This is a genomic window from Cellulosimicrobium funkei (assembly GCF_900155925.1).
Taxonomy (GTDB): Bacteria; Actinomycetota; Actinomycetes; order Actinomycetales; family Cellulomonadaceae; genus Cellulosimicrobium; species Cellulosimicrobium funkei.
This window is the reverse complement of sequence record NZ_FTMI01000006.1, coordinates 36,162-56,397: the sequence shown is the minus strand read 5'-3', so window position 1 is coordinate 56,397 and position 20,236 is coordinate 36,162. Positions and strand designations below refer to the sequence as shown.

Below are 20,236 nucleotides of genomic sequence, written 5' to 3'. Positions count from 1 at the left end.
CGGTGGGAGGTGCCCGACGACGCGAGGTGCGTCGCGCCGTCGGGCACCGGCGGGGTACGGGTCGGCCGGCAGGGGGCGCCGCCGGCCGACCCGGGTCTGCGGGCCGGGACGCGCGGACGGTGCCCGCGCGCCCCGACGGGCGTCAGCCCTGGTCGAGCAGGGCCTGCGCCTCGGTGTTCGCCTGCTCCAGCAGCGCGTCCACGTCGGCGTTCTCGTCGGTGAGGACGGCCTGGACGACGGGGTCGAGCAGGGCGTAGATCTCCTGCGTCTTCTGCGACGGCTCACCCACGAGCGGCAGGTCGAACATCGTGTCCGTGTAGCTCGTCATCTGGTCGAGCGGGACGTTGATGTAGTCCTTGATCCACTCCTGGTTCTGCTGGTACTGCTCCGGGGAGAACATCGGCAGGACCGGGGTGCCGACGGGCTGGTCGTTCGCGACGAGCGTCTCGGCGTCGGCGACGGCGCGCTTCTCGTCGACGAGCTTGCCGAGGTAGAAGAAGTCGATCCACTTGATCGCGGCCTCCTTCTTCGCCTCGTCCACGTCCGCCGGCATCGCGGCGAGCGTGCCGCCGGTGAGGACGCCCGCGTCGTCGCCCTCGAGCGGGAGCGCCGCGAGGCCGTAGGTGGCGGGGTCGATCGCGTTCGTCTGGACGAGCGACGTGAAGACGTCCGAGCCTGACGTGTACATGGCGACCTGGCCCGCGGCGAACGCCTGGTTCATGGTCCCCCAGTCGAGGAGGAAGTTGCTCCCGAGGGAGTTGTCCTCCCAGCGCATGGCCTGGAGCCACTCGAGCGCTTCCTTGGTGCCGTCGTTCGTGAGCGTCGAGGTGGCGGTGCCGTCGTCGGCGACCTCCTGCGTCCGACCGCCGCGCGCGAACGTGTTGACCGTGAGCTGCCAGCCGCCCGTGTTGTTCTGCGACATCTGCATGTAGCCCGCGACGCCCGGGTTGGCGTCCGCGATCTTCTTCGCGTCCTCGCGGACCTCGTCCCACGTGGTCGGCGGCTGGTCGGGATCGAGCCCGGCGGACTCGAACAGCTCCCGGTTGTAGTGCAGGCCCACGCCGTACACGTTCTTCGCGGGGATCGCGTAGACGTGGCCGTCGGAGCCCGTCCCGGCCTCGAGGATCGCCGGGTTGAACTTGTCGGCGTACGGCAGGGTCCGGAACTGCTCGTCGAGATCGGCGAGCTGGCCGTTCTCGACGAGCGTCTTGGCGTCGGTGAAGGGGATCTCGAAGACGTCGGGCAGCGTGCCGCCGGCGAGCTGCGGGGCGAACGTCGTCGCCTTCCACTCGTACTCCTCCGGCTGCACGTCGATGTCCGGGTTCGCGGCCTCGAACTCCTCGACCTGCGCGTTGAAGGCGTCGATCGCCTCCTGCTCGGAGCCCGGCAGGAGGGACACCACCTTGAGGGTGACCTTCCCGTCGCCGCCCGAGCCGCTGCTCTCGTCGTCGCTGCCCGAGCCGCCGCTCGAGCACGCGGCGAGCGTGCTGAACGCGAGCGCCCCCGCGAGGGTGAGGGCGGTCGCCTGACGTGTGGACTTCATCGTCGCTCCTGGGTTCCGGTGGTGCTGGGTGGGTTACGGGGTGCTGGGTAGCGGGTGCGGGTCGTGGGGCCGGGGCCCCGCGGCCCGGGTTCTCGTGGCGGTCGCCGCGGTCAGGCCCGGAGCCAGACGGCGGTGTCGGTGGGCAGGCGCGCCGCGCCCGGCGCGTCGCTCGCGCGGGACACGCTCCCGGGCGCGTCGCTGCGCAGGAGGACCTCGGCGTCCGCGGGGAGCGGGACGTCGTCGGGCCCGAGGTTGACGACGCACGCGACCGCGCGGCCGTCGCCGTCGCGGGGCGCCTCGCGGACGAAGGCGAGCACGTCGTCGCCGAGCACGACCCCGCCGAGGGAGTCGAGCCAGCGGAACCCGCCGGCCCGGAGCGCGGGCTCGGCCCGGCGGGTCGCGAGGACGCGCCGGTAGAGCGTGAGCACCGAGGTCTCGTCGCCGGTCTGCGCCTCGACGGAGAGCTCGCCCCAGCCGCGCGGCTGGGGCAGCCAGGGCGGCGCCCCGCCGTCGGGCCCGAAGCCGTGGCTCGTGCCGCCGCGCGTCCACGGGAGCGGGACGCGGCAGCCGTCGCGGCCCGGGTCGACGCCGCCGGACCGCGCGTGCATCGGGTCCTGGATCGCGTCGAGCGGGAGGTCCTCCACCTCGGGCAGCCCGAGCTCGTCGCCCTGGTAGAGGTACAGCGAGCCCGGCAGCGCGGCGGAGAGCAGCGCGGCCGCGCGGGCCCGACGCCGCCCGGTCGCCAGGTCCGTCGGCGTGCCGAACCGCTTGGTGGCGAACGCGAACGAGCTGTCCTCGCGCCCGTAGCGCGTCACGGGTCGGGTCACGTCGTGGTTGGACAGGACCCAGGTCGCGGGGGCGGCGACCGGCGCGTGCGCGTCGAGCGTGGTCTGGACCGACTCGCGCAGCGCCTTCGCGTCCCACGGGCGGGCCATGAAGTCGAAGTTGAACGCCGTGTGCATCTCGTCCGGGCGCAGGTACCGGGCGAACCGCTCCCGGTCCGCGAGCCAGACCTCGCCCACGAGCACGCGCGGCTCGTCGTACGCGTCGGCGACGGCGCGCCAGCCGCGGTAGATGTCGTGCAGCTCGTCGCGGTCGACGTGCGGGTGCTCGCCGGGGCCGGGGTGGTCCGGGACCTCGGGCAGGGCCGGGTCCTTGACGAGCTGCGCCGCCGAGTCGATGCGGATGCCCGCGGCGCCGCGGTCGAACCAGAACCGCAGGATGTCCTCGTGCTCGCGGCGCACGTCGGGGTGGTCCCAGTTGAGGTCGGGCTGCTCGGGCGCGAACACGTGGAGGTACCACTCGCCGGGCGTACCGTCGGGGTTCGTCGTGCGCGTCCACGTGCCGCCCTGGAACTCCGAGACCCAGTGGGTCGGGACCTGCGACCCGTCCTCGCCCCGGCCCGGGTGGAACCAGAAGCGCTCGCGCTCGGGCGAGCCGGGGCCGGCCGCGAGGGCCGCGCGGAACCACTCGTGCTCGGACGAGACGTGGTTCGGGACGACGTCGACGATCGTGCGGATGCCGAGCGCGCGGGCCTCCGCGATGAGCTGCTCGGCCTCGGCGAGCGTGCCGAACTGCGGGTCGATCGCGCGGTAGTCGGCGACGTCGTAGCCGCCGTCCGCGAGCGGGGACACGTACCAGGGGGTGAACCAGATCGCGTCGACGCCGAGGTCGCGCAGGTAGCCGAGGCGCTGGCGCACGCCTGCGAGGTCACCGGTCCCGTCGCCGTTCCCGTCCGCGAAGCTGCGCACGTACACCTGGTAGATCACGGCGCTGCGCCACCAGTCGGGCGACGAGGCCGCCGGCCGTGCCGCCGCCGCGGGGGCCGCGTCGGGGGTGGGCGCGCCGTCGGCGGCTCGGGGGTGGTCGTTGCTCACCGCGTCCTCTTCCGTGAGTGCGTGGCCGGTGGTCGGGGCGGTCGCCCCGTCGGTCGGCGCACGGCGTTCGATGCAGTCCGGGATGGTCCCGGGATGGTCCCGGGACGGCCGTCGTGCACCGGGTGCCGACCGCGCCGTCGGGCATGACAGTAACTAGTCGACAGCATGAGCGCAAGAACCTGACAGCAGCGTTATCGAAACGCTATCTCGACGCGTCCAGACCGCGACGGCGGCAGCCAGAGGCGAGACCGGCCCCGCCGCAGGGCAGACGACGAGGGCCCCGGCCCGGCGCGCACGAGGCGGCCGGGCCGGGGCCCAGGAGGAAGAGGGTGCGGTCAGGCGACCGTCGCGTCACGACCCGTCGTGCGTGCGGCGGCCGTCGAGCCGCGCACGACGAGCTCCGGCTCGAAGAGCAGCTCGTCGCGGGAGACGTCGGCGCCCGCGATCATGCCGGCGAGCAGGTCGACGGCCGCGCGACCCATCGGCTCGATGGGCTGGCGCACGGTCGTCAGCGCGGGGTCCGTCGAGTTCATGAGGTTCGAGTCGTCGTAGCCGACGACGGAGACGTCGGCGGGCACGTCGAGCCCCGCGCGGCGGACGGCGCGGACCGCGCCCAGCGCGAGGGGGTCGCTCGCGCACACGATCGCCGTCGCGCCGGCCTCGAGGAGCCGGTTCGCGGCGGCCTGACCGCTCTCGAGCGAGTACTGGCTGTGCACGACGAGCGCCGGGTCCAGCGCGTGGCCGTGCCGCTCGGCGAAGGCCTGCGCGGCAGCGAGCTTGCGCTCGGACGGTACGTGGTCGGCCGGGCCGAGGAGCAGGCCGACCCTCTCGTGGCCGAGGGACAGCACGTGGCCGAGCGCCTGGTTCATCGCGACGAGGTCGTCGCACGAGACGCGCGGGAAGTCGAGGTCCTCGACGGACGCGTTCATCAGCACGACGGGCAGGCCGAGCTTCTCGAGCCGGCGGAAGTGCGCGTGGTCGGCCTGGCGCTCGGCGTAGAAGCCGCCCGCGAAGATCACGCCCGACACGTGCTGCCCCAGGAGCAGGTCGATGTACTCGGCCTCCGTCACGCCGCCCGCCGTGCGCGTGCACAGCACCGGGGTGAACCCCTGCTGCGCGAGCGCGCCCCCGATGACCTCGGCGAACGCCGGGAAGATGGGGTTGACGAGCTCCGGGAGCACGAGCCCCACGAGCCGGCCGCGCTCCCCGCGCAGCTTGGTGGGCCGTTCGTAGCCGAGCACGTCGAGCGCCGTGAGCACCGCGTCCCGCGTGGCCTGCGAGACGCCGGGCTTCCCGTTGAGCACGCGGCTCACGGTGGCCTCGCTGACACCGACCTTGGTGGCGACCTCCGCCAGACGTCTCGACATGCCGTCGACTATACGTCCGGCCGCAAGCGGCTTGCGTGATCCTCCCGGCCGCGAACGCACGCTTGCGGCAGCGCTGTCCCACTCGTCCACAGCCGGGTAGGAACGCCCCCGCGGGCCCGCTAGGCTCGTTCGGTGTCCTTCCAAAAGGTGCCCACCTCGTCCACGGCGGACCCCGCCGGGATCCTCCCCGCCCCGGTGACGCTCGAGCCCGGCGCCGGGACGACCGTCGTCGCGGACGGGACGACCGTCGTCGCGGACCCCGCCCTGCACCGGGCGGCGCGCTGGTGGCGGCGCGTCACCGAGGACGCGTTCGGCCTGGACCTCGTGCCCGCCCCGGCGGGCACCGCGCCCACCGACGGCACCCCGTCCGTGGTCTTCGCGGTCGACGACGACCTCCCGCCGTCGGGCTACCGCCTCGTCGTCGGCGACGACGGCGTCCGGGTCGGTGCGGCCGACCTCGACGGCGCGCACGCCGCGGCCCAGACCCTGCGCCAGCTCGCCGGCCCCGCCGCGTTCCGCCGCGCCCCCACCGTGACGGGCGCGGGCGGTCGCGCGACGCTCGCGCTCCCCCACGTCGCGGTCACCGACCACCCGCGGTTCGCGTGGCGTGGCGTGCTGCTCGACGTCGCGCGCCACTTCCTGCCGAAGGCCGACGTCCTGCGGTTCGTCGACCTCGCCGCCGCGCACCGGCTCAACGTGCTCCAGCTCCACCTCACGGACGACCAAGGGTGGCGCGTCGAGATCGCGCGCTACCCCCGGCTCACCGAGGTGGGCGCGTGGCGGCGCGAGTCCGGGCTCGGCACCTGGCGCGCCGGCGTCGCCGACGGCCGTCCGCACGGCGGCTTCTACACGCAGGACGACCTGCGCGAGATCGTCGCGTACGCGCGCGAGCGCGGCGTCACCGTGGTCCCGGAGATCGACGCACCGGGGCACGTGGAGGCCGCCGTCGCCGCGTACCCGGAGCTCGGCACGCGCAAGCGGCCGCACGAGGTCCGCACCACGTGGGGCGTGAGCACCGAGGTGCTCGACCCGTCGGAGGAGTCGCTGACGTTCTTCCGGCACGTGCTCGACGAGGTGCTGGAGATCTTCGACGCGCCGTTCGTCGCGATCGGCGGCGACGAGGTGCCCACGACGCTGTGGCGCGAGAACCCCGCGATCGTCGCGCGCGCGCAGGCGCTCGGGCTCGACGACGTCGGCGGGCTGCACGGCTGGTTCCTCGCGCGGCTCGCCGAGCACGTCGCGTCCCGCGGTCGGCGGGCGGTCGTGTGGGACGAGGCGTTCGGCCCCGCGCTCCCGCGCGACGTCGTCGTGACGTCGTGGCGCGGCTGGGCCGTGGGCGCGGACGCGCTCGCGGCGGGCCACGACGTCGTCATGGCGCCCGAGCAGGTCGTGTACCTCGACCACCGCGGCGGCGACACCCCGGACGAGCCCGTGCCGGTCGGGTTCCTCACCACGCTCGACGACGTGTACGCGTTCGAGCCCCTGCCGGCCGAGCTCGCGGGTGCCGCGGACGGCACGGCGGCCGGTCCCGCCACCGCTCCCGCGCCGGGCGCGCTGCTCGGCGGGCAGGCGGAGCTCTGGTCCGAGCACCTCGACTCCGCGCGCCGCGTCGACTACGCCGCGTTCCCGCGCCTCGCGGCGTTCGCCGAGGTCATGTGGTCGCCCGAGGCCGACCGCTCCCCCGGGTCCCCCGCGGCGCGCGCGTTCCGCGAGCGCCTCGTCGCGCACCACCTGCCGCGCCTCGACGCGGCCGGCGTGGAGTACCGGCCGCTCGACGGGCCGCACCCGTGGCAGACCCGGCCCGGGGTCGCGGGCTGGCCGCGCGACCGCGCCGAGGAGCTCGCCGCGGGCGGCCTGCGCGGCGTCGGCGGCTGGGTCGAGGGTCGCGACGAGGACGCGGGCGGCCCGGCATGAGCGCCCTCGTGGTGCGCGGGGCGCGCCTCGTCGAGCCCGACGGCGGCCCCTCCGCCCCCGTCGACGTCACCGTGCGCGCGGGCCGGGTCGAGGGTGTCGCGCCCGCGGCCGGGACCGCTCCGGCGGACGCCGACGTGCTGGACGCGGACGGCCGCCTCCTGCTGCCCGGGTTCGTCGACGCGCACGTGCACGGGGAGGCCGCCGTGCTCGACGACGACGTGCAGCTCGCGATGCTGCGCCAGGGCGTGACGAGCGTCGTCGTCGGGCAGGACGGGGTGTCCTACGCACCCTCGCCGCGCCCGGGCGCCGACGGCGGGCCCGCGGCGTCGGGCCTGCACGACGCCGCCGCGTGGGCGAGCGGGTACTTCGCGGCGATCAACGGCGAGCACCCGACGTTCCGGGGCGGGTCCGTCGCCGACCTCCTCGCCACGTACGACGGCACGACCCGCGTCAACGTGGGCTACCTCGCCCCGCACGGCACGATCCGCTACGCGGTGCTCGGCGCCGCCGCGCGCCCCGCGACGCCCGCCGAGACGGACCGGATGCTCGCGCTGCTCGCCTCGGCGCTCGACGACGGCGCGCTCGGCCTGTCGACCGGCCTGGAGTACGTCCCCGCGACGTACGCCGACGAGGCCGAGCTCGTCGCGCTCGCGCGCGTGCTCGCGGCCCGCGGCGTGCCGCACGTGTCGCACATGCGCGGCTACGAGGACCGGGCCGGCCCGGCGTTCGCGGAGCTCGTGCGCGTCGCACGCGCGTCCGGGGTCGCGACCCACGTCTCGCACTACCACGGCCCGGCCGCGGAGCTGCTGGGGTACGTCGACGACGCGCACGCCGCGGGCCTGGACGTCACGTTCGACTCGTACCCGTACCTGCGCGGCTGCTCGATCCTGTCGATGGTGTCGCTGCCGACGTGGCTCCCCATCGCGGACGTCGACGCGACCGTCGCGGCGCTCGCCGACCCCGCGGTGCTCGAGCGCCTGCACCGCGAGCACTTCCCGCACCTGGCCGACCTGTGGCCGCGCGTGACGATGGCCGCGGTCCCGACCGGCCCCGCCGCCGGGGCCGCGCCGGGCTCGGTCGAGGACCTGTCGTGGACCGAGGGCATGACGTTGCCCGACGTCGCCGCGCGCCTGGGGCTGTCCCCCGCCGAGACCGCGGTGCGGCTGCTCGTCGCGACGCGGCTGCGCGCGTCGTGCGTCTTCGCCCAGCCGCCCACGAACTCCCCGGAGTCCGTCCGCGCCCTGCTGCGCCACCGGGCGCACGTCGGCGGGTCCGACGCGATCTACGCGCCGGTCGGGGGCGGCGGCCGCCCCCACCCGCGTGGCTGGGGCGCGTTCGCGCGCTTCCTCGCCGAGCACGTGCGTACGCTCGGGGACTGGACGTGGCACGACGCCGTCACGCACCTGTCCGCGCGGCCCGCCGCGCGCTTCGGGCTCGCCGGGCGCGGTGCGGTCGTCCCGGGGGCGGTCGCGGACCTCGCGCTCGTCGACCCCGACCGCGTGCGCGACGAGGCGACGTACGAGGACCCGCGCCGACCGGCGTCGGGCGTGGACGACGTGCTCGTCGCGGGCGTGCGCGTCCTGCGCGACGGCGCGCTCACCGACGCGCTCCCGGGCCGCCCGCTGCGCCCGGGCGCCCCGGCGGCGTGAGCCTCCCCCTGCACCCGTCCACGAGAGCCCCGTCCCCGAGGAGGACCCCATGACCGGCACGACGCACGACGCCGCGCGGCCCGCACCCGACCGCCCCTGGGCGCGCGACGTCGTCGGGCCCCGGACCAAGGGCCTGCGGCTCCCGGCCGGGACCACCGTCGCGGACGTGCTCGCGGGCTCGCCGCGCGTCACCGACGGCGCGTTCTCCTGGCCGCTGCTCACGCTCGACGACGCGGCGCTCGACCACAACGTCGGCACCGTCGCGCGCGTGTGCGCCGAGCGCGGGGTCGAGCACGCGCCGCACGTGAAGACGACGATGTCGCGCGCGCTCTACGCGCGCCAGGCTGCGGCCGGGGCGTGCGGCGCGACGGTCGCGACGCCGTCCCAGCTGCGCACGGTGCGCGACTGGGGCGTGCCTCGCGTGCTGCTCGCCAACGAGCTGCTCGACCCGCGCGAGATCGCGTGGCTGCGTGACGACCTGGCGCGCGCCGAGGCCGCGGGCGGCGACGACGAGGTGTGGCTGTGCGTCGACTCGCCGCACGGGGTCGACCTGCTCGCCCGCGGGTTCGCCGACGCCCCGGCCGGCGTCCGCGTGCGCCTCGGCGTGCTCGTCGAGCTCGGCGTCCCCGGCGGGCGCACCGGCGTCCGCAGCACCGCCGCGGCGCTCGACCTCGCGCGCGCGGTCCGCGCGTCGGGCCTGCGCCTGCTCGGCGCGACGGGGTACGAGGGCTCGGTCGCGGGCGGCACGACCGACGACGAGCTCGCCGCCGTCGGCGCCTGGTGCGACGGGCTGCGCGCGCTCGGCGCCGCGTTCGTGCGCGAAGGTCTCGCGGGCGTCGCCGAGCCGCTCGTGCTGTCGGCGGGCGGCAGCTCGTTCCTCGACGTCGTGCTCGCCGGGCTGCCCGGCCCCGTCCCCGGCGCGGACGGGCGCGAGGTCGAGGTCCGCGTCGTCGTACGCTCGGGCGCGTACGTGACGCACGACCACGGCTTCTACTCGCGCACCGACCCGTGGAGCCGCATCCCCGGCGCGGAGCCGCTGCGCGCCGCCGCGACCGTCTGGGGCCAGGTGCTCTCCGTCCCGGAGCCCGGGCTCGCGGTCTGCGGCATCGGGCGCCGCGACGTCTCGTTCGACATCGACCTGCCCGTCGCGCTCTGGCTGCGCTCGCAGGCCGACGACGGCTGGCTCGCCCCCCGCGAGCTCGCCGGCACCCGTGTCACCGCGCTCAACGACCAGCACCTCTACCTCGCGCTGGACGCGGACGAGGCCGGCGCCGGGCAGGTCGGCGGCCCCGCCACCGCCCAGGTCCGCCCGGGCGACGTCGTCGGCTTCGGCATCTCCCACCCCTGCACGACGTTCGACCGGTGGCGCGTCGCCGCCGTCGTGCGGGGCGACGAGGTCGTGGACCTCGCGACGATCGACCTCTGACCCACCCCGACGACCCCACCCGACCCCGCACAGCACCCAGACACCCAGACGCTCCGAGAGGACCCCGCATGACCACCGAGAAGACCGCGATCTCCACCCCCGACGCCCCGGCCCCCGCGCACACGTTCCACCAGGGCGTGCGCAAGGGACCGTTCGTCCAGGTCTCGGGCCAGGGGCCCGTCGACCCGGCGACGAACGAGTACCTCTACCCCGGCGACGTCGCCGCGCAGACCACGCGCACGCTCGAGAACGTGCGCGCGATCGTCGAGGCGTCCGGCGCCACGTTCGACGACGTCGTCATGCTCCGCGTGTACCTCACGAAGCGCGAGGACTTCCCGATCATGAACGACGCCTACGGCGCGTTCGTCGCGCAGCACACCACGAAGGGCGTGCTCCCCAGCCGCACCACGGTGTTCACGGGCCTGCCCCGCGAGGAGATGCTCGTCGAGATCGACGCGTTCGCGATCACCGACTGACGCGCCACACAGCCCGCCTTGCCGCGCTCCGCGCCGGGGCCCCGCGCCGCCGCGTGGGACCCGGCGCGTAGCGTGCCGGGCGGGAGGTGACCGATGCTCGCGACGATCGCGGTGGAGGGCTACCGCTCGCTGCGGAGCCTCGTGCTGCCGCTCGGGCGGCTCACGGTCGTGACCGGGGCGAACGGGACCGGCAAGTCGAGCCTGTACCGCGCGCTGCGCCTGCTGTCCGGGTGCGCGCTGGGCGGCGCCGTCGGCGCGGTGGCCCGCGAGGGCGGCCTGCGGTCGACGCTCTGGGCCGGGCCCGAGCAGGGCGGTCGGGCGGCGCGCGGTGGCGCGGTGCAGGGCACGCGACGGTCGGCGCCCGTCGCGCTGCGCCTCGGCTTCGCAGGGGCCACCCCGGACGACCTCGGCTACGCGGTGGACCTCGGCCTGCCGCAGCACCCGGGCTCGGCGTTCGCCCTCGACCCGGAGATCAAGGTCGAGACCGTCTGGTCGGGGCCCGTCCCGCGGCCCGCGACGCTCCAGGTCGAGCGGCGCGGACCGGCCGTCCGCGTGCGCGACGACGCGGGCCGCTGGCAGTCCTCACCCGCGCGCCTGCGCCCCTTCGACAGCGTGCTCACCGAGCTCGTCGACCCGGTGGGCGCGCCGGAGGTCGTCGCGGTGCGCGAGCGCCTGCGGTCGTGGCGCTTCTACGACCAGCTGCGCACCGACGCCGACGCCCCGGCGCGCTCGCCGCGGCTCGGCACCCGCACGCCCGTCCTCGCGCACGACGGCGCGGACCTCGCCGCGGCGCTGGAGACGGTGCGCGACCTGGGCCGCGGGGACGAGCTCGACGACGCCGTCGCCCGGGCCTTCCCCGGCAGCCGGCTCGCGGTGCACGCCGACGACGGCCGGTTCGAGGTCGCCTTCCACCAGGACGGCCTGCTCCGGCCGCTCACCGGCGCCGAGCTCAGCGACGGGACGCTGCGCTATCTCTTCCTCGTCGCCGCGCTGCTCTCGCCGCGACCGCCCGAGCTCCTCGTGCTCAACGAGCCGGAGACGAGCCTGCACCCCGACCTCCTGCCCGCGCTCGGCGCGCTCGTGCACGCGGCGGGCCGCGAGACGCAGGTCGTGGTCGTCACGCACGCGCCGCCGCTCGTCGAGGCACTGCGCGACGCGGCCGCGTCGGGCCCGGCGGACCTGCCCGGCGCGGACGAGCTCGTGGAGGTCGAGCTCGTGCGGTCACCGTTCGGCGAGACGACGGTCGCCGGGCGCGAGGGACTCCTCGACCAGCCCGCGTGGGGCTGGCCGAAGCGCTGACGGCGGCACCGTCCCTCGGGAGCCGGCCGAGGGCAGGGGCGGGGGACGCGCCGGTCAGCGCCGCGACGCGACGTGCAGGCTCGTGACGGTCGCGGCGAGGTCGACGAGGCGGGACGCCGTGCGGTCGAGCAGCTCGTCGAGCGCGATGGGCCCGGGCGCGATGCTGAACGCCGCGGCGATCCCGGCCTCGCGCGTCTGATGGGCGGGCAGCAGCACCCGGCCCGCGAGCACGACGACCGGTGGCCGGTGCGGCGTCGCCGCGGCGAGGGCGCCCATCGCGTCCGCGACCTTCCCGTTGACGGACTGCGAGTCGAACGACCCCTCCCCCGTGACGACGAGGTCGGCAGCACGGATGGCAGCAGGCAGCCCGATCGCCTCGGCGACGAGGCGCGCGCCCGGCTCGAGCTCGGCGCCGAGGACGCCGACCATGCCCGCGGGCACGCCGCCCGCGGCGCCCGCGCCCGCGAGCTCCGCCACGTCGACGCCGGTCTCCTGCGCGAGGACTCCCGCCCAGCGCCGCAGCGCGTCGTCGAGGAACGCGACGTCCGCCGGCTGGGCTCCCTTCTGCGGTCCGAACACGTGCGCCGCGCCCCGCTCGCCGTGCAGCGGGTTGGTGACGTCGACCGCGAGGCGCCAGCGGACCTCGCGCGCCCGCGGGTGCAGGCCGGACAGGTCGAGCCGCGCAACCCGCGCGAGGCCCTCCCCGCCGTCGGGAACGGGCGCGCCGTCGGCGTCGAGGAGCCGCGCGCCGAGGCCGGTGAGGATGCCCGCACCGCCGTCGGTGGACGCCGAGCCGCCGAGGCACACGACCACCTCGTCGACCCCCGCGTCGAGCACGGCGGCCGCCGCCGCGCCCGTGCCGCGGGTGTGCGCGTGCAGGGGCTGGAGCGCGACGTCGCTGACCTGGGGCAGCCCGCTCGCCTCGGCGAGCTCGACCACGCCGAGGCGGCCGTCGGCCGAGACCCCGTACCGCGCGGTGCGGGGACGGCCGATCGCGTCGACCGTGGAGACCTCGCGGGCCGGGACGCCCCACACGGCGAGCAGGGCCTCGAGCGTGCCCTCGCCGCCGTCGGCCATGGGGAGCTCGACGACCTCCGCGTCGGGGACGACGCTGCGCACGCCCGTCGCGACGGCGCGCGCGACGTCGGCGGCGCTCAGGCTGCCCTTGAACGAGTCGGGCGCGACGACGACGCGCAGCGGGCCGTCGGCGCGGGGCCCGGGGACGGGGTTCGGGGTGGTGCTCGGCGTTGAGGACACGCTCGCATCCTAGGCAGGCCGACGTGCGACGGCCCGTAGCGGAAGGGACGGACCGGACGTGTTCCGCGCCACAGCGCCGAGCGTGCGGGGCCGATGCTGAGGCGCTCGGGGTGCCCGGGTCGCCAGCATCGCCCTTGGCCGAGTGCTCAGGCGCCCGGGGCGCCCGCCGCGCGTCTCGGCGCGGCGTCCGGGATGTCCGGCTGCGCGGCGCGCAGCCGCTCGAGCAGCTCGCCGAGCGTGGCGAGGTCGGTGTCGTCGAGCGCGCCGCCCACGTACGTCGCGATGGCCTGGGCGTGCGCGCGGCCGGTCGCGCGCTGGAGGTCCCGGCCCGCCGGGGTGAGCCGGACGAGCGTGCCCCGCGCGTCGTCCGGCGGGGTCGCCCGCTCGACGAGGCCGCGCGCCGCGAGCCGGTCCACCATGCGGCTCAGCGAGGGCTGGCTGAGCAGGATGTACGCGTTGAGGTCGCGCAGCCGCATCCCGTCCTCGGGGCCCTTCGTCAGCGAGAACAGCACGTCGTACTCGCGCAGGGTCAGGCCGTCCCAGACCGGGTCGGACTGCAGCCGCCGCATGATCGCGACCTGGGCCCGGAAGAGGGACTCCCACGTCTCGACGGCGAGGCGCGCGCTCCCGGGGCCCGGCTCGGGGCCCGCGTCGTCGGCGTGCTGCTGGGTCATGTCGCCCCCGGACGGATCGGTCGATGCATTCGCATCGACCCTACCCGCCGGGTGACCGATCAGCGGCCCAGCCGGCGTTCGCGCTGCGAGTACGCGCGCAGCGCGCGCAGGTAGTCGACGCGACGGAAGTCGGGCCAGTACGCCTCGCAGAAGTAGAACTCCGAGTGCGCGCTCTGCCAGAGCAGGAAGCCGCCGAGGCGCTGCTCGCCCGACGTGCGGATGACGAGCTCCGGGTCCGGCTGGCCCTTGGTGTAGAGGTGCTCCTCGATGTGCTCGACGTCGAGGTTCTCCGCGAGGTCCTGCAGGCGCGCGCCCGCGGCGGCCTGCTCGCGCAGGTACGACCGCACGGCGTCGGCGATCTCGTGGCGCCCCCCGTAGCCGATCGCGACGTTGACCTGGAGGCCGTCGACGGCGGCCGTGCGCTGCTGGGCGTCGCGCAGCGCCGCCGTGAGCCGCTCGGGCAGCAGGTCGAGCCGACCCATGACCCGCAGGCGCCAGCGGCCCGTCTCGGCGAGGTCGCGCACGGCGTCCTCGATGATGTCGAGCAGCGCCGACAGCTCCTCCTGCGACCGCGACAGGTTGTCGGTCGAGAGCATCCACAGCGTGACGACCTCGACGCCGAGGTCCTCGCTCCAGCCCAGGAACTCCGTGATCTTGTCGGCACCCCGGCGGTGCCCGGTCGCCGTGGACTCCCCGAACGAGCGCGCCCACCGCCGGTTGCCGTCGAGGATGACCCCCACGTGGCGCGGGACGCTCTCGCGCGAGAGGGTCGCCGCGAGGCGACGCTCGTAGAGTCCGTAGACGGGGCGGGGCAGGCGCACGCTGGTTCCTCGGCGATGGGCGGACGGGGACGCCCGGCGGGCGCGCCCCGGTGCGGGGCGCTCGGGCCGAACCCGCACACGCTACCGCTCGTCCGTGCCCGGTCCGGCGGGCCCGGACCGCTCCGCGCGCCCCTGCCCAGGATCTTCACACCGCGAGGCGGGGACCGGTCGCGAACCTACGTTGGCGTAACTTACGATGGCGTAGGTTGGCGTGGGAGCCCCGCGCCGGCCTCTTCCGTGCACGGACACACCACCGAGGAGACGTCGTGGACCGACCGACCGACCGCGACCGCACCCCGAGCGCGCCGCCCGCCGACCCGGGCCCGGCGCACGCACCCGGCACCGACGCGCTCGACTCCGTCCGCGAGAACGTGGGCGACGCGGTCGCGAAGGTCGCCGAGGTCGTCAAGCCGCGCCTGCGCGGCTGGATCCACGCGGGGACGTTCCCCCTCGCGCTCGTCGCGAGCATCGTCCTCGTCGTCGTCGCGCCGCCCGTCGCCGGCAAGGTCGCGACCGCGGTCTTCGGCCTCAGCGCGTGCCTGCTGTTCGGCACGAGCGCCGTGTACCACCGCGGCACGTGGTCGCCCCGCGTCGCGGGCGTGCTCCGCCGCGCCGACCACTCGAACATCTTCCTCATCATCGCGGGCACCTACACGCCCCTCGCCGTCCTCCTGCTGCCCCAGCGGACAGCGACGATCCTGCTCGCGATCGTGTGGAGCGGGGCCCTGCTCGGCCTCCTCGCCCGGATCCTGTGGCTCGACGCCCCGCGGTGGGTGTACGTCCCGATCTACGTCGCGCTCGGGTGGGTCGCGGTGGGCTACATGCCGCAGTTCTGGACGACGACGAACGGCCCGGCGATCGTCTGGCTCGTCGCCGTCGGCGGCCTCGCCTACACGCTGGGCGCCGTGGTCTACGGCATCAAGAAGCCCAACCCCAGCCCGCGCTGGTTCGGCTTCCACGAGATCTTCCACGTGCTCACCGTCGTCGGCTACGGGTGCCACTACGCCGCGATCCTCATCGCGGCGCTCGCCGCGCGCTGAGCGCCCGCCGCGGGCGGAGTGCCCACCCGGGCGCCCCGCGCCGGCTCAGTCCTTCGGGACGACGACGTAGCGCCGGTTCGCGAGCGACGGGTTGCGCTCGCGCACCGCGGCCAGCGCGGCCGGGTCGAGGTCCGCGCTGCGCAGCTCCGCGCGCTCGCCGAGCTCCAGCCCCACCTGGCCGTCGGGACCGACGAGCAGGGAGCGCCCGGTCACGCCCCGGCCCGCCTGGCCGACGGCGAGCACGACGGCGGTGTTCTCGATCGCGCGGGCCCGCGCGAGGGTGCGCCACTGGTCCGCCTTGAGCTCGCCCGCCGCCCACGCGGCCGGCACCACCAGCACGTCGGCGCCCACGTCCACGAGGCGCCGCGCGCTCTCCGGGAAGCGCAGGTCGTAGCAGGTCATCACGCCGAACGTCAGGTCGCCGACGCGCAGCACGAGCGGGGGCGCGGCCGGGTCCCCCGCGTCGAGCCGGTCCGACTCGCGGTGACCGAAGGCGTCGTAGAGGTGCACCTTGCGGTACGTCCCCACGAGGTCGCCCGCGGCGTCCACCGCCACGACGACGTTCACCGCCCGGCCGGGCGCGCTGCCCGGCACGAGGGTCCCCGCCACGACCGCGACACCGTGCTCGCGCGCGAGCCCGCGCAACGTGCCGACGAACGGCCCGTCCAGCGGCTCCGCGTGCTCCGCGCCGGTGCCGCGCGGGTCGAACGCCGCGGCGTACTCCGGCAGCACGAGCAGGTCGGCGCGCACGCGCGCCGCCTCCCGGAACGCCGCGCCGACGGTCACGAGGTTCGCGGCGTGGTCGGCCGAGACCTCGAGCTGCCCGATCGTGACGCGAGCGCCGGTCGCCACGGTCAGCCCTGCCGCTCCGGGCCGCTCTCGTCCGGGCCGCGCGCGTCGCGGGTGCCGCCGGACGTGGAGCCGTCCGGCGCGGCGCCGTCGGACGCGGAGCCGTCCGGTCCGGAGCCGGCGGTCGCGGAGCCGGCGGGGGTCTCCGGGGCGGTCGCGTCGACCGGGCCGTCCGGGCCGATCCCCTGGGTCTCGGCGTTGTGCCGCATGCGTCGGAGCTGGCGCGAGAGCCCGAAGAACAGGGCGACGGTCGCGACCGCCACCGCGAAGATCGCGAGGAAACCGGCGAGACCGGGCGACACGTCGTTCGGATCCAGGTCCTCGCGCAGCGGGTCGTCCGACGGGCTCGGCGTCGCGGTCTCCGCGACGACGTCCGCCGCCCAGCCCGGGCCGCCCGCGAGCGTCGGCACGTCGAGGAAGGGTGCCGCGCTCACGAGGCCACCTCCTCGCCCGCGACGAGCTCCCGCACGCCGGCGAACAGGTCGTCCTCCGGCAGGTCCGTCGGGACGCGCGACTCCGCGAGCTCGAACTCCTCGAACGGCCACACGTCGACCTCGAGGTCGCGCGGGATCGCGAAGAAGAAGCCCTCCGGGTCGATCTGCGACGCGTGCGCGATGAGCGCCGCGTCACGCTGGGCGTAGTAGCGCGCCACGTGGACGCGCGTCGTGACCTCGCGCTCGGGGATCTCCCGCGCGGACCGCGACTCGACCCAGTCGCCGAACGGCGACTCCAGGCCCGCGCCCTGCATCGCCTCGTGGAGCGTGCGGATGCGGTTCATCGAGAAGTCGTGGTTGTAGTACAGCTTGAGCGGCGACCAGGGCGCCGCGCCGCCCTCCCGGCGGTAGCGCTCCGGGTCGCCCGCGGCGTGGAACGCCTCGAACGCGACGCGGTGGCACATGACGTGGTCCGGGTGCGGGTAGCCGCCCGACGGGTCGTACGTCGTGACGACGTGCGGACGGAACTCGCGCACGAGCTCGACCAGCGGCGCGGCCGCCTCCTCGAGCGGCACGAGACCGAACGAGCCCTCGGGCAGCGGCGGCAGCGGGTCCCCCTCGGGCAGCCCCGAGTCGACGAACCCGAGCCACTGCTGCCGGACGCCGAGCGCGCGCGCCGCGGCGGCCATCTCGACGCGACGCAGGGCACGCATGCCCTCGATGTCCGCCGGGCCCTCGCCGAAGCTCGGGTTGAGGATGTCGCCACGCTCGCCCCCGGTGCACGTGGCGACGAGCACGTCCACGCCCTCGGCCGCGTAGCGCGCCGTCGTCGCGGCGCCCTTGCTCGACTCGTCGTCGGGATGCGCGTGCACGGCCAGGAGACGGAGCGTCTCCGGCTGCTCGCGGTGGGTGGTCGATCCGGCCGCGGGTTCGGCCACTGGTCCTCCCGGGTGCGTCGTACGTCTCCTCGCGCGGCCCGGGACGCGGCACAGGACGCCGTGGGTGCACGACGAGGGCCGGGGCTCTGCGAAGATGGGTCGAGGACATGATCCACCACCGCGCCCACACCTGACGAACCGCCGACCATCGCCGGCACCCGCCGGGCCCGCGACCGGGGCGCGGCGGCACCGACCACGGGACCGCACCATGACGAACGAGACCACCGCCCCGCAGCCGAGCCCGAGCACGCCCCTGCGCCCTCCGGCGGGCCGGTACGGGCCCGAGCCCACCGAGCGGCGTCGGCGCCTGGCGGTCGTCGGGATCGTGCTCGTCGCGGTCGTCGGGCTCGCGATCACGTTCGTCATCGGGCTGCGCTACGCGAACGAGCCGGTGCGCTTCAAGGACTTCGGCTACACCGTCGTCAGCCCGGAGCGCGTGGACGTCACGTTCGAGGTGTACATGGACCCCGGCACGACGGCGACGTGCACCCTGGACGCACTCGCCGAGAGCTACGCGCAGGTCGGCACGGTCGACGTGACGGTCGGCCCCGTCGAGGTCACGGAGTCCCGCTACACCGTGAGCGTCGCGACGTCGGAGCTCGCCACGACGGGGATCGTCCAGTCCTGCCGCCCGGCTCCCTGAGCCGCCCGGCCGTCGTGCGGACCAGCCGCCGCACTCCCGGCCGTCGTGCCGGCGGACCGCCCCGCCCCGCGCCGTCCGCACCTCGTGCTTTGCTATCCTGAGGGATTCCCGCACCCGACCGCGTGCGGCCCGCGGCCGGTGCTCGTGACAGGCGACCGACCATCGGGCGACCCGGCGGTCCGGCGGGAACCAGTCCTCCGCGCTGCCACCCGGGCAGCGTCACCGACCCGGGCAGGCAGGCGCTCGCGTGAGCACGCGCCCCGGCTGCCCGTCTCTGCACGGCCGTGCCCGGCGCGACCGTCGAACCATGGAAAGGAAGGAGCGAACCGTGACCGACACCACCGTCACCTGGCTGACCCAGGAGGCGCACGACAGGCTGCAGGCCGAGCTCGCCCACCTGTCCGGCGAGGGCCGCACCGAGATCGCGGAGCGCATCGCCGCCGCCCGTGACGAGGGCGACCTCAAGGAGAACGGCGGCTACCACGCCGCCCGCGAGGAGCAGGCCAAGAACGAGGCCCGCATCCGCGAGCTCACCGAGAAGCTGCGCAACGTGCGCATCGGCACGCCGCCGGACGACGGCAAGGTCGAGGCCGGCATGGTCGTCACGGCCGTCGTCGCGGGCGACGAGATGACGTTCCTCCTCGGCTCGCGCGAGATCGCCGGCACGACGGACCTCGACGTGTACTCGCCGACGTCCCCGCTCGGTGCCGCGATCGACGGCAAGACCGTCGGCGACGAGACCAGCTACACCGCTCCGAACGGCAACGAGATCGCCGTGAAGATCACCGCCGCGAAGCCCTTCGAGGGCTGACGCGCCCCCGGCGGCCGCGACACCGCCGGGCGAGACGTGAGAAGTGGCCCCTCCGACACGTGTCGGAGGGGCCACTTCTCGCTTCTCGGCAGCTCTCGTCTGCTTCGTCCACAGGTCTCGGCCGTTCCTCGGCAGGTCGGGGGTGTGCTCGGGGACACTCTCGGCATGCCCGTCCCGGTGCCCGACCCGCCGTTCGTCGTCGCCGAGGCGCTCCGCCTCGGCGTGAGCCGGAAGCAGCTGCGCTCACCGCGGCTCCACGCCCCGGTGCGGGGCGTCCGCATGGACGCCGCCCGGCGCGACGACCTGCGGTCCGTCGCCGCCGCCGTCCGGCTCGCGCTCCCGCGCGCGGCCGCCTTCTCCCACACCACCGCTGCCGCGCTGTGGGACCTGCCGCTCCCGCCCGGCGTGTCCGGCCTCTCTCCGCTGCACGTCTCGGGGCCACCCGGCACGCGACCCCTCGACGCGACCGGTGTCGTCACGCACGTCGGCCTGCCGGGGCGCGACGTCGTCGTCCGGCACGAGCTCGCCGTGACCGGCCCGGACAGGACCGTCGCCGACCTGGCGGCGCTCGTCGCCGCGGGCGGGCACGGTCTCACCGAGACGGACCTCGTCGTCGTCCTGGACGCGGTCCTCGGCGCCCGGGGACGAGCCCGCCCGTACCCCCGCGACCGGCTCGAGGCGCGCGTGCACCTGCTGCGCGGTCGACGCGGGGTCGTGCCGCTCGCGTCCGCGCTCCACCGTTCCCGCCGTTTCGTGGACTCCCCCATGGAGACGCTGCTGCGCCTCCGGCTGGTCGACTCGGGCTTCCCCTGCCCGGTCGTCGGGGCCGACGTCGTCGACGACGACGGACGCTGGCTCGCACGACCCGACCTGTGCTGGCCCGAGCTCCGCATCGCGGTGGAGTACGACGGCCGGCACCACCTGACCTCCGCGCGGCAGCGCCTGAACGACGTCGCGCGGCAGGAGGAGCTGGAACGGCTCGGATGGCGGGTGATCGTGCTGTTCGCGTACGACGTCCTCGGCCGCTGGCCCTCGACCGAGGGCCGGATTCTGCAAGCCTTCGTCGACCGCGGCGCGCGCCCGGAAGAGCTCCCGGACGCTCCCGACCCGGCCACGCGCCCGCGCGTCGTCACCCCGGCGCACCGGACCACCTGACTGCCGGCCGCCGGCCGAGAGGCGGGTGGGCGAGACGTGAGAAGTGAGAAGTGGCCCCTCCGG

General features: G+C 75.9%; 18 protein-coding genes. 9 read left to right on the top strand and 9 right to left on the bottom strand.

What is annotated here, in order from left to right; genetic code table 11:
• Window positions 1-142 precede the first annotated feature (142 nt).
• The 3 genes from BXA05_RS15145 to BXA05_RS15135 all read right to left on the bottom strand — a co-directional run bounded on the left by BXA05_RS15145 (window position 143) and on the right by BXA05_RS15135 (window position 4,787).
• Window positions 143-1,543 carry an ABC transporter substrate-binding protein gene (locus tag BXA05_RS15145; protein ID WP_021483402.1) on the bottom strand — a complete coding sequence of 467 codons (1,401 nt, stop codon included), beginning with the start codon at window positions 1,541-1,543 and terminating at the stop codon, window positions 143-145.
• A gap of 110 nt (window positions 1,544-1,653) precedes the next feature.
• Window positions 1,654-3,420 carry a glycoside hydrolase family 13 protein gene (locus BXA05_RS15140; RefSeq protein ID WP_076405895.1) on the bottom strand — a complete coding sequence of 589 codons (1,767 nt, stop codon included), beginning with the start codon at window positions 3,418-3,420 and terminating at the stop codon, window positions 1,654-1,656.
• Window positions 3,421-3,755: 335 nt separating this feature from the next.
• The gene (locus BXA05_RS15135) at window positions 3,756-4,787 is read right to left on the bottom strand and encodes a LacI family DNA-binding transcriptional regulator (protein ID WP_043658239.1); all 1,032 of its coding nucleotides are present in this window, start codon (window positions 4,785-4,787) and stop codon (window positions 3,756-3,758) included.
• Window positions 4,788-4,919: 132 nt separating this feature from the next.
• Between BXA05_RS15135 and BXA05_RS15130 the strand changes: the two genes are divergently transcribed.
• The 5 genes from BXA05_RS15130 (at window position 4,920) to BXA05_RS15110 (ending at window position 11,551) form a co-directional block, all read left to right on the top strand.
• Window positions 4,920-6,701, top strand: a complete 1,782-nt coding sequence (locus tag BXA05_RS15130; protein ID WP_244550484.1) for a beta-N-acetylhexosaminidase — start codon at window positions 4,920-4,922, stop codon at window positions 6,699-6,701.
• Window positions 6,698-8,350 (top strand): N-acyl-D-amino-acid deacylase family protein, encoded by a 1,653-nt coding sequence (locus BXA05_RS15125; protein ID WP_076405893.1) that lies wholly within the window; start codon window positions 6,698-6,700, stop codon window positions 8,348-8,350. Before BXA05_RS15130 ends, BXA05_RS15125 begins: the two co-directional genes overlap by 4 nt.
• A 49-nt stretch (window positions 8,351-8,399) precedes the next feature.
• On the top strand, window positions 8,400-9,776 hold the full coding sequence (locus BXA05_RS15120) for an alanine racemase (protein ID WP_076405891.1): 1,377 nt from the start codon (window positions 8,400-8,402) through the stop codon (window positions 9,774-9,776).
• A 68-nt stretch (window positions 9,777-9,844) separates the two neighbouring features.
• Window positions 9,845-10,252: a RidA family protein gene (locus BXA05_RS15115; protein WP_021483739.1), complete on the top strand. Its 408-nt coding sequence runs from the start codon at window positions 9,845-9,847 to the stop codon at window positions 10,250-10,252.
• 93 nt (window positions 10,253-10,345) lie between these two features.
• Window positions 10,346-11,551, top strand: coding sequence for an AAA family ATPase (locus BXA05_RS15110; RefSeq protein ID WP_076405890.1), 1,206 nt, complete (start codon window positions 10,346-10,348; stop codon window positions 11,549-11,551).
• A gap of 54 nt (window positions 11,552-11,605) precedes the next feature.
• Here BXA05_RS15110 and BXA05_RS15105 read toward each other — a convergent pair whose 3' ends face one another.
• From BXA05_RS15105 to BXA05_RS15095, 3 genes are all read right to left on the bottom strand, one after another.
• Complete coding sequence (locus tag BXA05_RS15105) at window positions 11,606-12,808, bottom strand: glycerate kinase (protein ID WP_143311172.1); 1,203 nt, start codon at window positions 12,806-12,808, stop codon at window positions 11,606-11,608.
• Between the two features lie 146 nt (window positions 12,809-12,954).
• Window positions 12,955-13,482: a MarR family winged helix-turn-helix transcriptional regulator gene (locus BXA05_RS15100; RefSeq protein ID WP_076405889.1), complete on the bottom strand. Its 528-nt coding sequence runs from the start codon at window positions 13,480-13,482 to the stop codon at window positions 12,955-12,957.
• 59 nt (window positions 13,483-13,541) lie between these two features.
• Window positions 13,542-14,303 (bottom strand): isoprenyl transferase, encoded by a 762-nt coding sequence (locus tag BXA05_RS15095; protein WP_043655243.1) that lies wholly within the window; start codon window positions 14,301-14,303, stop codon window positions 13,542-13,544.
• Between the two features lie 266 nt (window positions 14,304-14,569).
• Between BXA05_RS15095 and trhA the strand changes: the two genes are divergently transcribed.
• Window positions 14,570-15,343 (top strand): PAQR family membrane homeostasis protein TrhA, encoded by a 774-nt coding sequence (gene trhA / locus BXA05_RS15090; RefSeq protein WP_083711929.1) that lies wholly within the window; start codon window positions 14,570-14,572, stop codon window positions 15,341-15,343.
• A gap of 45 nt (window positions 15,344-15,388) precedes the next feature.
• On the opposite strand, the gene BXA05_RS15085 is transcribed toward trhA, so the two are convergent.
• Genes BXA05_RS15085 through mca form a run of 3 tightly spaced genes read right to left on the bottom strand, consistent with a single transcriptional unit; the run spans window position 15,389 to window position 17,564 of the window.
• Complete coding sequence (locus BXA05_RS15085; RefSeq protein WP_076405887.1) at window positions 15,389-16,195, bottom strand: carbon-nitrogen hydrolase family protein; 807 nt, start codon at window positions 16,193-16,195, stop codon at window positions 15,389-15,391.
• 2 nt (window positions 16,196-16,197) lie between these two features.
• Complete coding sequence (locus BXA05_RS20105) at window positions 16,198-16,626, bottom strand: hypothetical protein (RefSeq protein ID WP_083711928.1); 429 nt, start codon at window positions 16,624-16,626, stop codon at window positions 16,198-16,200.
• On the bottom strand, window positions 16,623-17,564 hold the full coding sequence (gene mca, locus BXA05_RS15075) for a mycothiol conjugate amidase Mca (protein WP_051028194.1): 942 nt from the start codon (window positions 17,562-17,564) through the stop codon (window positions 16,623-16,625). The genes BXA05_RS20105 and mca overlap by 4 nt, the downstream gene beginning before the upstream one ends.
• A gap of 208 nt (window positions 17,565-17,772) precedes the next feature.
• On the opposite strand from mca, the gene BXA05_RS15070 reads away from it, so the two are divergent.
• The 3 genes from BXA05_RS15070 to BXA05_RS15060 all read left to right on the top strand — a co-directional run bounded on the left by BXA05_RS15070 (window position 17,773) and on the right by BXA05_RS15060 (window position 20,173).
• A complete protein-coding gene (locus BXA05_RS15070) occupies window positions 17,773-18,207 on the top strand; it encodes a DUF4307 domain-containing protein (protein ID WP_061267455.1) in 435 nt (144 codons plus the stop codon).
• Between the two features lie 328 nt (window positions 18,208-18,535).
• A complete protein-coding gene (gene greA, locus BXA05_RS15065) occupies window positions 18,536-19,018 on the top strand; it encodes a transcription elongation factor GreA (protein ID WP_021483866.1) in 483 nt (160 codons plus the stop codon).
• 165 nt (window positions 19,019-19,183) lie between these two features.
• Window positions 19,184-20,173 (top strand): endonuclease domain-containing protein, encoded by a 990-nt coding sequence (locus BXA05_RS15060; protein WP_143311171.1) that lies wholly within the window; start codon window positions 19,184-19,186, stop codon window positions 20,171-20,173.
• Window positions 20,174-20,236: the final 63 nt, after the last annotated feature.

Coding starts and splice junctions, on each gene's coding strand:
- BXA05_RS15060 (WP_143311171.1), top strand. CDS start 19,184: ATGCCCGTCCCGGTGCCCGACCCGCCGTTCGTCGTCGCCGAGGCGCTC.
- BXA05_RS15070 (WP_061267455.1), top strand. CDS start 17,773: ATGACGAACGAGACCACCGCCCCGCAGCCGAGCCCGAGCACGCCCCTG.
- BXA05_RS15100 (WP_076405889.1), bottom strand. CDS start 13,482: ATGACCCAGCAGCACGCCGACGACGCGGGCCCCGAGCCGGGCCCCGGG.
- BXA05_RS15145 (WP_021483402.1), bottom strand. CDS start 1,543: ATGAAGTCCACACGTCAGGCGACCGCCCTCACCCTCGCGGGGGCGCTC.
- BXA05_RS15125 (WP_076405893.1), top strand. CDS start 6,698: ATGAGCGCCCTCGTGGTGCGCGGGGCGCGCCTCGTCGAGCCCGACGGC.
- BXA05_RS15120 (WP_076405891.1), top strand. CDS start 8,400: ATGACCGGCACGACGCACGACGCCGCGCGGCCCGCACCCGACCGCCCC.
- BXA05_RS15115 (WP_021483739.1), top strand. CDS start 9,845: ATGACCACCGAGAAGACCGCGATCTCCACCCCCGACGCCCCGGCCCCC.
- BXA05_RS15110 (WP_076405890.1), top strand. CDS start 10,346: ATGCTCGCGACGATCGCGGTGGAGGGCTACCGCTCGCTGCGGAGCCTC.
- BXA05_RS15135 (WP_043658239.1), bottom strand. CDS start 4,787: ATGTCGAGACGTCTGGCGGAGGTCGCCACCAAGGTCGGTGTCAGCGAG.